At 42.0% G+C, this 12,610-nt stretch carries 15 protein-coding genes; 11 read left to right on the top strand and 4 right to left on the bottom strand.

Going from position 1 to position 12,610, the window contains the following annotated elements; all coding sequences use genetic code 11:
• The 3 genes from H6G86_RS31430 to H6G86_RS31420 form a co-directional block, all read right to left on the bottom strand.
• Positions 1-1,617: DUF3987 domain-containing protein (locus H6G86_RS31430; RefSeq protein WP_190937607.1), on the bottom strand; the 1,617-nt coding region annotated here is incomplete at its 3' end.
• Positions 1,618-1,945: 328 nt separating this feature from the next.
• Positions 1,946-2,197, bottom strand: a complete 252-nt coding sequence (locus H6G86_RS31425; RefSeq protein WP_190937606.1) for a hypothetical protein — start codon at positions 2,195-2,197, stop codon at positions 1,946-1,948.
• A gap of 122 nt (positions 2,198-2,319) precedes the next feature.
• Positions 2,320-2,511, bottom strand: coding sequence for a plasmid partition protein ParG (locus tag H6G86_RS31420; RefSeq protein ID WP_190937605.1), 192 nt, complete (start codon positions 2,509-2,511; stop codon positions 2,320-2,322).
• 264 nt (positions 2,512-2,775) lie between these two features.
• Here H6G86_RS31420 and H6G86_RS31415 point away from each other — a divergent pair, with 264 nt between their 5' ends.
• The 11 genes from H6G86_RS31415 (at position 2,776) to H6G86_RS31360 (ending at position 10,879) form a co-directional block, all read left to right on the top strand.
• Positions 2,776-3,828: a ParM/StbA family protein gene (locus tag H6G86_RS31415; protein ID WP_190937604.1), complete on the top strand. Its 1,053-nt coding sequence runs from the start codon at positions 2,776-2,778 to the stop codon at positions 3,826-3,828.
• Positions 3,829-3,830: 2 nt separating this feature from the next.
• Positions 3,831-4,154, top strand: a complete 324-nt coding sequence (locus H6G86_RS31410; protein WP_190937603.1) for a hypothetical protein — start codon at positions 3,831-3,833, stop codon at positions 4,152-4,154.
• Positions 4,155-4,316: 162 nt separating this feature from the next.
• The gene (locus H6G86_RS31405) at positions 4,317-4,547 is read left to right on the top strand and encodes a hypothetical protein (RefSeq protein WP_242065066.1); all 231 of its coding nucleotides are present in this window, start codon (positions 4,317-4,319) and stop codon (positions 4,545-4,547) included.
• A gap of 105 nt (positions 4,548-4,652) precedes the next feature.
• Positions 4,653-5,120: a hypothetical protein gene (locus tag H6G86_RS31400; RefSeq protein WP_190937602.1), complete on the top strand. Its 468-nt coding sequence runs from the start codon at positions 4,653-4,655 to the stop codon at positions 5,118-5,120.
• A 7-nt stretch (positions 5,121-5,127) separates the two neighbouring features.
• On the top strand, positions 5,128-5,793 hold the full coding sequence (locus tag H6G86_RS31395; protein ID WP_190937601.1) for a hypothetical protein: 666 nt from the start codon (positions 5,128-5,130) through the stop codon (positions 5,791-5,793).
• Positions 5,794-5,862: 69 nt separating this feature from the next.
• Positions 5,863-7,806, top strand: a complete 1,944-nt coding sequence (locus H6G86_RS31390; RefSeq protein ID WP_190937600.1) for a hypothetical protein — start codon at positions 5,863-5,865, stop codon at positions 7,804-7,806.
• Positions 7,800-7,997: a hypothetical protein gene (locus H6G86_RS31385; RefSeq protein ID WP_190937599.1), complete on the top strand. Its 198-nt coding sequence runs from the start codon at positions 7,800-7,802 to the stop codon at positions 7,995-7,997. Before H6G86_RS31390 ends, H6G86_RS31385 begins: the two co-directional genes overlap by 7 nt.
• A gap of 119 nt (positions 7,998-8,116) precedes the next feature.
• Positions 8,117-8,416, top strand: a complete 300-nt coding sequence (locus tag H6G86_RS31380; protein WP_190937598.1) for a helix-turn-helix domain-containing protein — start codon at positions 8,117-8,119, stop codon at positions 8,414-8,416.
• 105 nt (positions 8,417-8,521) lie between these two features.
• Complete coding sequence (locus H6G86_RS31375) at positions 8,522-9,346, top strand: hypothetical protein (protein ID WP_190937597.1); 825 nt, start codon at positions 8,522-8,524, stop codon at positions 9,344-9,346.
• Positions 9,347-9,913: 567 nt separating this feature from the next.
• On the top strand, positions 9,914-10,336 hold the full coding sequence (locus H6G86_RS31365) for a phage tail protein (RefSeq protein WP_190937596.1): 423 nt from the start codon (positions 9,914-9,916) through the stop codon (positions 10,334-10,336).
• A gap of 75 nt (positions 10,337-10,411) precedes the next feature.
• Complete coding sequence (locus H6G86_RS31360) at positions 10,412-10,879, top strand: contractile injection system inner tube protein (protein ID WP_190937595.1); 468 nt, start codon at positions 10,412-10,414, stop codon at positions 10,877-10,879.
• 1,335 nt (positions 10,880-12,214) lie between these two features.
• Here the strand turns inward: H6G86_RS31360 and H6G86_RS31355 are convergent.
• Complete coding sequence (locus H6G86_RS31355) at positions 12,215-12,463, bottom strand: hypothetical protein (protein WP_190937594.1); 249 nt, start codon at positions 12,461-12,463, stop codon at positions 12,215-12,217.
• Positions 12,464-12,610 lie beyond the last annotated feature (147 nt).

The following is a 12,610-nucleotide window of genomic DNA, read 5'->3' as shown; positions in this document are numbered from 1 at the left end:
CCCCTCTACATAGCGCTGCCTTCTGGCTTTAGGAACTGCAAAAAGTATCCGAGCTTGTGTTCCATTACTATCATCGGCATCACTGAATAATTTACGAAAAATCCCCGGCTGGATTCCGCCAGTAATAGAAATTGCTGTACTCTCCGCGAAGTAGCTATCCGCCAGGGATACTCGATCAACAGAAATCCCTGCCCCATCCCAGAGCTTCAGCAAGATTTGCATACTCTCATCCTCGCCCTTAGAGAACTGCCCCAAAGAATTAAATAGCCCAGCTAATTCATCTCTAGACCAAAGTGCGCCATGCCCTTTATTTTCAGCCGAGCGTTTCAAAACAGCTTGGATAGTCGCTACTTCAAACATCAGCTTTCTTAAGATCGGTGGGACTGGCATTTCTTCTTCCTCGTCATGCTCTTTATCCCATGCCTTAAGTTCCTGCTGATATTTTTTGTACTCTTCCTCGTAGCGTGTCATTGCCTCAGCTTGCATTTTCCGTAGTGGCTCAACAACCAGACTATCCGCACGAGATTTACCGCCACCCGATTCCAAAACAATGGCTGACCAAAGCACAGATGGGATTTTGCGAGAACCCATAGAAAGATTAACTTTAGATCCTCCCAGCGACGCGACACTAGCCATTAACGGTTGCCAGATTACAACTGGGTCAACATTCAACATATCGCCGTCGTGGATTAAGTCACGCGCCAGGGGTGCGGGTAAAATAGCCTCCCAATCAATTTGGGTGTTATCCCATTCCATGAGCGCTTTAAGCCGCATCTCATCTTCTGGCGAAACCTCATCTAGCCTGACCCGTTCTCTAGCAACGATTTTCTCAAATAGCTTTGGATTAATCCCTGATTCAGTACAGAGTAAGTCTAATTTAAAACTCTCTTGAATATCGCTTAAATTAGAACTGAGAATACCACTGACAGCAGTGCCAATAGTCTTAATCTCTTTACCTTCATAGTTTTCAACTGTCAGTGGTGTCACTGCCAATAAGCTAGTGTCAGTGCTGCCAATAGCATTTTCTACTGAATCAGATTTTTCTACTGGTAATAATTGTTCCTTTTTTAATTGCCAGACGATATTATTCCAGTCATAGGAATTTTCACCGCACCGCACCCGGAGCATACCAAGCTGGGTATTTAGCTGGGAGCCGGACTCGTAAGCTATGACCAGCTTTGCTATCTCGACCGCTTCTTGGAGAGTTAGATTTTCTTGCGATCGCCGTTCTAGCCACTTTTCCCAAAGTTGGGAAAATTCTGCAATCTGACCAGCTAATTCTCCAGATGACACAGATTCATCTGCTGCCAGAATTGCGATCGGCTGCTGGGAATGATAAATCTGTGGGTTGTTACCAGATGCGAGTATGCGGTAAATCCCTTGCCACACGGCTGCTTCTGGCGTATCTCTCTCCACCAAAATAGTGTGCATTCCCTGGTCTAAAATTTGGGGAATATTGAATAAGTCACCTGTCGCAAAACGATTAGCTAGAGATACTATCGCACCTAAGTCGGCAGTCCAGAGGCACGGCTTTGGTGCGATCGCTGGGGATGCTCCATTTTCAGATCCAACATTAAAATTTTTGGCAGATTCAGAATTGATTTCTTGACTAAACATTTTTCTCTCCTATGGGCTGCAATCGTTGCCACAGGAGGATGTCATCGCTATTGAGTTTTTTACTTTACCCGTGTTCCTTGGGTTGGTGATTGACTGGTGTCTAGTTCGCACTTCTAATCTATAGCTCTATCTTGATACTTGGAACCAAAGTGGGATAGAGTTGATATAACTTTTTTGTTTCAAAATAGGAAACTATTTTGATTTGATAGACGGGTGGTTGTTGACAAACTCCTATAGGGGCGACATCCTCCTGTTTTTTTTTGACTTAAAACTCAAACTACCAGAATGCGGGGGTTTTTTATTAAAAAAATTACCTTGCAGATATATTTCAAACTCTGGAATAAAAGCACAGCAAGAGGTCTAAACTGCTGTAGACTTGGGCGATCGCCGCTTGGCTTGTGCCGATTGTCCTGGCTAGCAACTCAATGCTGTTTACTGGGGTATGAGTAGCATTCGCGCAGAAAACTGGGTTAAGAGATATTACATGAGTAATAGAAGCATTTTTAAAAGCTGAAACCCTTACTTTCTCGCTGAGTAGTGACTCGATGATCAGCAGAGCGTCAATGACCTTCGTTATCAAGAGAATCCTTATCTAACAAGGCTTTTAAGCTTAACTCGGTTTTCTGTTCCTATGATACTTACTTATACCCCAATACGATCTAGGCGAACTACGGGTTGCTATGGCGAATTGGTATGCGCTCCTTATTCTTTTCTAGTTGAGGGGGGCTTTTTTTGTACATTGGGCATATCTATATCATTTTTAGTTAACCAATCCTCAATAAGTTCAGCCGCAATATCAGACATATTCAGTCCTTTAAGAAAACAAGCTGTTTTAAATCTGTCTTTTGTGTCAGGTGACAGATAGACCCGAATGGATACTTCTCCTTGTGCCACATTACCCCGCAACTAATGAACTTATCCATCAGTTTATTGGTGCAGTGACGCATTAAGAAAAATTGTGCATTGATTGACTAATGCACTGATGCACTGATATCTTATCATTCATAGACTAAAAACGCCCAAAAACATTGTTAGGAGGTATTTCTGTACCGCTTTTGGGTGACAGAGATTTATTGTCTTTAAATTCCCGAAACCTAATGCTAATAAGCATCTCAGCGATTTTGTAAATTTTTGTAGAGGATTTTGAAAGTGCTAATAATGCAGCCAATCACGGTTGGAACAACCCAAAGCGTTCCAGCAATGCCTACGGGCATCGATACTGGGGCAGGGCTAGTCAAAATGGCGATCGCCGGAACAAGAGTTCGCATTCCTTCAAAGGTGGTGCAAGTGACCGACCTCGAAGATGATTTAAAATCCCCAGACGGAGGCTACTTTTTTTATCAAGATGGCGATCGCGCAGACCTGATTGGCAAGCAATTCTTAACAGGCTCCCTTGCGGATTGGAAAGCACCTACCACCCACGTCAGACTTAGTGATGATTCTTTGTTAAAAGTGGAATACTCTTTGCACACATTGCTGGGTGGACTTGCTACGCTGCCTTACCGCCATGATTGGAATTTACATTTGGTAGTCAGCATTCACAACGCCAAACTTTTTAAAGACGCGCTGATCAGCAAAATCAATGGTTCTCATCTTGTCACTTTTAACAGTAAGAATAATCAGCCATCGCTGGTTAACCTAAATGTATCTTTGGTTGTACCGGAAGGTGCAGGCTCTTACAGCTATTGCGTTGCAGCAAAACCAGAGCCATTAATTGACCGTGCGGCTCAAGCGATCGCAATTGACTTCGGCACATCGACAATCATCCCCACAGTTTTTGCCCCAGGTGGTGCAATTATCCACCGTCAGGTTTTGGAAGTTGGCGGCTGTATTGACCTTTTAAGTGAGATTGCATCCGACTCCGAATTAATTCAATTTTTGGGCAGTGGCAAGTCCGGCAATATCGAAACAATTCGCCAGGGGATTGAAAGTGGGGATTTTCAATATGGCACACGCGCTTTTAATTTCCGCAGTATTTATGCTCGTCACCTCACCCCCTGGCTTAAAGATAGGTTGCGGTTGGCATTTAAAGAAGTTGCAGAATGGCGAGATGTGGCGCAGAGTTTCGTTGCCTGGGGTGGTGGATCAGAAATGCCGGGAGTTTCCAAAATGTTGCAATCACAAGGTATTAATCCAGTACCAGATGGATGCTGGGCTAATGCCTTGGGATTGGAACGAATAGCCACGGGAAGATTAGCACGAGGTAAATAATTATGGCGGAGAATCGGCGGGTAAGATTGGAACCTCATATTGAGGAATATCTACAAATCCACGCAGTAAGAGTATTGGGAAAAGCTCCTGCTCAAATCACCGGTGCGGAGTTAACGACAATTACAAATGCACTGCTCTATGAACATAAATTAGCGCATGGATTATTGAAACAAATCCCATTAGTCAGGGTATTTAACTGGTTTACAGGGTTAGTTGACAATAAAACAATTTCGCCTTCAGTACCAGCATCATTGCCAATTAAATCCGAATCAGAAAACTATGATTTTGATGCTCAACTGGGGGATTTATTCGAGGAATCTGCATGAATCAAGATGAAGGGATTCCCTGATTCTACAAAGATGTATCTGTCCCCGCTTTCACGATAGTACATAAGGCTTTTTAATTATGGTAAAGCCAATAGAGTATTAGGGTTCTTACATCTAGCAACCTACAACTGCGCTACAGTCACCTTTCTAATCTTCTGGTGAATGCGTCGTTCATATTTAAAGTCCATGAAAAATACAGAATTTCAAGACACGTTAGCCCACACACAATTAGGAGCTAATGCGGAGAAGCTTGGCGGCTGGGATAACGCGATGGTAGTCGCAAATGGCATAGAAGATGGGGACATCAAAACAGTACGCGAAGCTGTAAAGGATTATCCACAATCCCACGAACTAGTGGAGCGAGTTGTTACTGTTTCTGCAAAGTATAGATAGAGGATTTTCTTATGAGTACCAACGCATCAAGCCTACTTGACGACATGAAACATTAGGTTTATGTGAGGCACTTATCAATCAAATTAAATCCAATCCGACCAAGCGATGAATATATCAGGGGCAGTTGATGTCTCCAGTAAAATCATGTCATCCAGAGCAGATAAATATATCTTCCCATCCTCTGTGGCTGCATTTGGGGGAGCCTTAATCCTTGCTCCAATCTTCCTACAAATGCCTTCAGAATATACAACTTATGCAAATAAAAAACAGTTAGCGGTTAGTGAAGAAATAAACCGTGACCGCATCCAACAGCGCAAAACTACTGCCGATTTAATTCAGAAAACTGGACTACTACCAGAGGGGAGAAGCTTGCGATTAATTGATTACGACAACTCGAAAACTCGCCCTCGGTTAAGGAAGCAAACACTTCAAAATTATTTAGCAGATGAATTGATTTTCGTCTACGACCGCAGCAACATTTGTGCGGGGAGAATTGAGAATCGTAAGTTTAGCTGGAAGGGCGACTCCTCAACAGCTTGTAAAAATGCCCCAGTAATTAATTCAGACAATTAAGGAAATAATGGAAAGTAATAAACCACCTCTAACAACATCAGACGGACGCACACCTTTAACCGCACCATCTCGCAAACCACAGAAAGATAAATCTGACATCTTTCATACCCTGGCTAAATGGCTCGTCATTTTAATCTCAATCATTCCCCGCTTTTTAGCATCCGTGATGGAGCATTTTTCAGAAGCAGGAAGCGTGGGTGCAATTGCACTTGGTTCTCTAGTTTTTGTAGTTGGAGTGTTGTTTACTGCGGATAGTTATTGGCAATCATTATTCGGCGGGGCTGCACTGTTTCCCTTTTTTGAGCAAGTATGGGCTGGTTGGTCATGGCTGCCGGGATTTACTTTATATCCATTGAGAGCCTGGGCTGGAATTGTTTTTAACCCAGCTTTTATTTTCGCTATTGCCCTTTCGTTCGTGATTCAAATTATCCAATCAGCCACAATTCGGAATGCTGCATTTGGAATAAAAGGTGCTAGCGGGATATCACCCAGGACGGTTGGGTTGATTGCGATTGCCAGTTGGACTTTCGATTTAATCCAGACATTTAGCAGTCGTAATCCCTTGCAGTTTACAGACCCCGGCGATATTTTCAAGTGCCTTGTCTATAACTTATTTTCTATTGTCGCCGCAGAACTTGGTTATGTTGTTTATCGGATGTTGAAGGGAAGTTAATTGTACATATTAGCGGTTGCATTCTAAACAATTCAGAGTGCAATCGCCTGACAATACCACAGTAAAAACATGAAAGATAAGCCACCTTTACCACGTCTAGAAACGCCTCAAACTGCACATATTCGTGCATCTTATCCCACAATAGAATATCTCGAAAATGGCTATGTCGCAGACTGGTTGAAAGAGCGCTGCGACCAACTTTTAGAACTGGCAAGGGAGGAACGTTCGGGCATTAATGCCAATAAATTAATATGCGGTGTGGTTCTGACAACTGGATTCTTTCTACACGCATTATCACCGCTAGCCCCCATTGGCGTAGTGTTTGGTCTAGTGGGATATATTCATGGTTGTTTTATTGATGCCAGTCGCACTGGTTTATTTTCGCCACTTCCATTCGTTCGCGGGAATGTCTTGGATTTAGCAGGGACTTTGGGGAATGCAGAACTACGAGAAACTTCGAGCAATTGGGCTGATGAATTTGAACAACTGCAACATTATCTTTCTCCCAGAGAGTGCAAGGAGTATGAATTTTTAAACAGTCATTTTGCACTGTTGACTGACTACCTGGCGCAAGTGGAACCGCTAAAAAGATTCCATGCATACAGATGGATACTTGACTCTTTTATTCAATTTAAAGCAGTCCCCACCCCGGAACAGGTCAACGCGCACATGACTTTAGTGCAACCGGATTTGAGAATTAACAACAACTTATTAAATGCGCTTGACGAGCATCGCGCACAAATTGAGGCATCTAGACTGGAGGATAATAAACCTAAATTTATTGAGCCGCAGCCGATTAAATATATTACTGACGACCAACTTTATAGTGGTAAGTCTGAAATATCTCTGCCAGCATCTCAAACTGACTCTACAACCCCGTCACCACAGGCATTAGTCAATATGCCATTGCCTCAACGGGCAAACACAATTATTAATTCGTTGAAAGCTAGTGGATTCAAAATTGACGAGGTTATTGGCTCTCAAATTATCGCCATTACTGGCAATCAAAGAGGCGGGAAAGGCACACTTGCTGGCTTACTTACGATTTTATCAGCAGCAGATAATTCCGCGTTAAAAATCGAATATTTCACGGCAGGGATTGATATCTATCCCTTTGCCTGTAACCTTCATAGTGCATTAGCTCATGATGGGCGAAAAGCAGACGAAGCCGATAAGTTGGTGGCACGGGAATTGCTGCAATTTCTGAAAAAGTTAGAGAACTCTGATCCGTACTCAAATAAAAATTTACTGCTCGTGATTGACGAGGCCATGAGGCTACTTTCTTTGTTGGAGGAGAGCGAGAGAAGCGAGGCATTGCAATTTCTTCTGTCAAGATTTGAGAAAACTGGTGTGACTTTAATTCTTGTGCTTCACGCATCTAACCTCACTTCAATTGCTGGAAAAGAAACCGGAGGATTAGCTGCAACTTTTAAGGCTGGGATTAACTTCATTGGTTGCCAAACTCAATCTGTGTCAATCGGCGCACTTCGCAAAATTAATGTTGCAAGCGGAGCGTATTTCAAAGCTAACCCTAACAACTTTGGGGAGCCGATTAGGGGAGGAGAATTAGGGTCATTACCCGAATGGCTAAAGATTAAATTGCATCCCGGCAACAATCAGCCCGACCCTGTACGTTCGCTTCTAACTTTCTTCCCTGAATTACAGCAAGACCACAAAGCTTTATCTATTCCTGAGCATGAGAAGTTGGGTCAGATAGATGATATTTCACGGCTGGAATTTGCACTAACAATCGACTCTAAAGAACTGACAGATACCCCCCAAGCTGAATTTGACATTGGAGTAAAAAAAGATTTATCTGACCTAGCCAAGCGCTTACTATCGTTCTTTGATAATGCCAAAAACAAAGAGCCGAAGTTGCTTGCAGACCTCAAGAAAAAAGATGAGCTTAGGCTTCTTGGTGATATTAGATTAATTCTTGCTTTGGGTGAATTGGTTGATGCTGGGCAACTCATTTTTGATGGGAAAGAAAGCTGGAGTAAACATGATTGGTAGTTCGCCACGCCACAGTAAGAACTACGCTGGCGAGGTGTGGCGGTGTGGCGTGGTGCTGTGGCGAGAGCCTGTGGGATGCTTTGCCAGTAAGCGCCACAGCTATACTACATTCAAAGGCGACTCTCTTATCTGTGGGAGATGTGTGGCGACTAATCGATGTTAGTAAATACGATTTAGTTGGTGTTGATTAAACGCAACCTTACAGTAACTCGTCTGTAGAAACCTTAATCAAGGTAATAGAAAAAATCATGATAAAAGCCATAGTTAAAATAATGTTCAGAATAACGACTGAACCGTTGGGTGCGAATTGATGAGTAATCCTAAATCTTTAACACCCCAACAGTTAGCAAGGTTGAGAGCATTCATTTCCTCTGAACCTCTAATGACTCACCAAGAATTTACATCAAAATGGGATGTAAGTCGTGAGTTAGTTGCAGAAATCTGTCATGTTGATATTCGCACCTGCAATTGTTGGTTCAGTCAGGGATTTAGCCATCAAGACCCCCAACTCTATCACAAGTGGTATTTAACGATCGCGGATCTTATTTTAGATCAGTATGAATATCTCCCAGAATTCGTAGGAATTCTGTTGTGTCCTGATGATTTTTAAAGGCAAAAATATATATTTGATTTTGGTTTAAAAGTCAATGATATTTAATCATATCTTCTGCCACCCGACTTAGTTAAACTGGCTTTTGATTTTTTGAGAATAATTATGTCTCTTACTTCTTTTCTAGAAATACCAGACGTTCGAGCTAAATTTAAGATGGAATTTAAAAAGCCCGACTTTAGTATAAAACGACAATTATTAGCACCTCTAATTTTACAAGGACATTCTCGGCTTATTGGCACATCTTTTGATTACCTCCAGCGCTTTTATACTCAATACCTTAACCCTCAAGCCCAGGAGGATGAAGGAGGCTGGGTGGCGGAACGCGCTGTAAAGATGCTAAAAAGGCGAGGAGAAAATAGCCTTTATGATCTTGGTAATGCAGCCGTTATAGAGGCTAGAGAAAATTACCAACAATTTTTGAGAACTGGAGAATTTACAGATGATTTAATCCGCTCTGCTTTACTCCTAGCAAAAATCGATCCACTTACCCGGCGCAGTGATTATATTGTTGAAAATCTGGAATCCATCGATAATGAAGATATTGCAGACTTAAGGAATTTAATTAACATTGTCGAGCCTAATGTTTTTAGGACACAAGGAAGGGTTCTTTTAAATCCTGACTTCGGTCCAGGCAGTCTTCTAGTTAAAGGAGCAGATGCGGATTTAATTTTGGATGATTGTTTGATAGATATCAAAACAACTCAAAAATTTACTCTGGAACGCAAATCATTCGACCAACTTCTTGGATACTATACTCTATCGGTAATCGAAAGACGATTCGACCCAGATATTGAACCGATAAATGAGTTAGGCGTATATTTTGCTCGTCACGCCTGTCTCTTTAAATTCGAGGTAAAAGAGGTAATTAATCCTAAAACTTTTCCGCAGTTCTTAATTTGGTTTGAGAAACGAGCGCAAGAAATATAGAAGCGGATGATAGATACAAAGCCGTTACACGATGAACAATTCTGCGGATGACGACTAGCCAATAAAGCCCACGCAAAGCCAAAATCACGTATTCATTCTCTGAAATTCCCCATGCCTTTTGGTGTGGGGAATTGTTGTTGTAGGGTTATGTCTAATGCAAATAAGCCCAGAATTTTATTCACCTGTTCAAAATCTTCTTCAAGTCACAGTGAGGATTTCTGAGCTTATCTTGGTATTGAGCCGAGATGCGCGAACAAGAATTGCTTAACTATTTTGGTATAAAATGTATCGGAAACTTTGCAAACTACAACCGAGGCTATAAAGTCTGGGGTGCGCGTACAGTTAGTTGTAGAGCCTGATAACGTGCTATGGCGCTATATCAGCGCTCGCTGTCTGATTAGCTACATTGAGAAATCAATTGAAATTGTTACTCAATGGGTAATATTCGAGCCGTCTTCCACCTTAGCCAGTCGGCACCAGGACAGACAGCAAGAAAAGTTAGGAGACAGGGGGCAGAATTCTCGCCCTGCTCCCCCTACTCACCCATCCCAGATAAGGAGTTGAAATATGGCTGATTTAAAACCAATACCTAGTAGTAGGTTTTATGTAGAATTTGATGGTGTTACTCAGAAACTGCTCAAGAATGTCGCTGAGATGAACTTTACAGGTCAAACTGTGGGACACGAAAAGCCACTTAAGCAAAATCCTAACTTCACTATCAATGTTTACTTAGCTGAAGGTGACATGGATTTTTACAACTGGATGAAGGCTACGATGCCAGAAAGCGAAGGAGGAGACGGTAAGTGGGCTGAGAACAGAAAGGGTGGCGCTATAGTTGCCTACGATAGTAGTGATACAGAAGTTATGCGCTGGAAGATAACTAAGGCTTGGATTAAATCTTACAAAGTCTCGGAGTTTTCCGCCGAAAGCAATGAATTGGCTGTAGAGACATTTGAGATTGTCTGCGAACAAATAGACCGCACAAAATAAAATATTGGCTAATGGCTAATAGTAAGAATTAGCAATTAACAATTAACAAATCTAATACTTGTACAGGAGTTAATTATGGCAAAAGCTGAAGTACTTTCTTGTTCTAAGTTTTATGTAGAGATTGACGGACTGACAGATTTAATCGTCAAAAAAATCAGTGGTATCTCTATAGAGTTGCAAACTGCTGAAGACCATAATCCTATTGATGTTACAGGAAAATCTGCAATTCAGGCGACAGTTACCGGAGTCAGTAATGGAACGGTCACGGTTGAATATGTGTCTACTGTTCAGGATGACAGATTGATAAAATGGTACACTGACTCCCACTCCCAACCCACTACAGGCGGAGGAACTACAAATAAAGGAGTGCTTAAAACTGGCTCTATCATTCTGTATAATCAGGCTGGCGAAGAAGCAGCACGCTGGAATTTGAAGGGTATTATGCCCAAAACTTATAAATCAAGCCAACTGGAGGCAGGCACGACTGAACTAGCTACGGAAACAGTCGAATTAGTGTTTCATTCCATCCGGCGTATCAAGTAATTTGAGATTAGTTAATGGCTAAGTATCGAAAAAATTAGGTATTAGCTATTAATAAAACTTAGGACTCTTACTTCTAAAAAGTGTTGAGAGAATGTGGTAGTAGTTGTAGCGACCTGCAATACTAATCGCTCAAACCTGCAATCAAGACATTTACAAACCAGGATTAAATGCAACTATAATTGCGCTTCAGCCAGGATTAAGGTTCTTGGCAACTTTTGGTGATCCTGGTTGGGGTAAGGCAGACGGCAGACGGCAGAAGGAAGAGGAAGGAAAAATTCCCACAATTGAAGCCCAGCATGGATTATAGAACATCTGCATCACTTGAAAGCCTTCTTACGATCGCCCGTCTTGGCCACAAGTCCCACGCTTGGATAACAAAACGTCTTAAAACCTTCTGCCTTCTGCCCTCTGCCGTCTGCCTTAAAGTGCGTAACCTTTCATCATCACCAAAATCTGACAAGAACCAGGATTAAATGCAACTATATCCAGGAAGGGTTGGTTGTTTACGAAGATGTGCGTCCAGCATGGCTGTACAAGCTAATGCCAAAGCCAAAAAATCCTAAATTGTTAGCGCGGTTGAAAGCGCTTCAATAGGAACCAAACGCCCACGGTTTATCCAAGGGCGTTTGGTTTTTATTGATCAACGTATCTAATCACAAAAAATATAGAGTGCGATGTTTCCCAAACTTGGGAAAATTTAGCCAGCACGGTGGGTGGGAATGGGCGTTCCAAACACCGATTTGGGAGCAATTGTTCCTACCAAATTCTTGACCTGACTTCTACGAAATAGCGATCGCATAAACGATTATCATGTAGGTATAAGGCTATCTTTGTTAGTTAATTTGTTGCTTATTTGTATTCCCGCGTGTCACGCACGGTTCCCATAGTCAAGCCATAATCTTTAAGGTATCTCAGACTTTCAGCCCTACTCGTATTAGATAAGCTTTTGATTCTCTACAGGCTTTGATTCTTTCATAATCTAGCCTTCTTCATATCTAGCCTTTCCGCAGAGTACTTGAGAGGCAGCTTACATCCCACTAAAAACCGCTTGATAAACAGACCAACAAATTAACAGATCACTACCAAAAATCGTGATAAAATTGGTAGCACCTACTATTTAATTTTCATGGTACAGAGTGCCTAAACTGATAGGTTTAGTAGTTCATAGAACCACGTCAAAAAACTAACCATATAGGCAAAAGTCACTAACTACTAGCTATCAACTTTTTACTTTTTTAGTCTCCTATTTCCTTATTCAACCTCCACTAACTTATCACTAATAAATCACTAAAACCATAAAGTTTACAACAAGCATCAGATACCCCGCTACATTGACTAATGGTAAGAAGGAATTGACTGATTCAGACTTGACCCCCAACTAAACCCGGCATAATCCCCAAAGGTTAACCCACTATCTAGCCCTAATTCACCAGCCTGATATGCCGTACAAAGCGCCTCCCATTGCCTTGGTTTAAGTTGTCCCTTGGGTGGTTTTTTAGGTGCTAATTCACCCAACCCAGCACGAGCTACAGCACGTCCAGTTGTGGTTAATTTAACCGAGAGTAATTCAGATTTACCCCGCACTTGGTAATAATTACATTCGCATAGCTGGCGACGTTCAAGTGCATGAAGAGTTGAACCCAGTCTTTCATCAATTACTTCAAGTTTGCCCTTCGTTGTCAGGCAATCCTCTCCAGTCTATTGAGTGTTTATACTTATTCAATGGATGCA

Source organism: Nostoc sp. FACHB-133, assembly GCF_014698055.1.
GTDB lineage: Bacteria > Cyanobacteriota > Cyanobacteriia > Cyanobacteriales > Nostocaceae > Nostoc.
The sequence above is the reverse complement of the archived record's forward strand: the minus strand, read 5'-3'. Positions and strand labels throughout refer to the sequence as shown.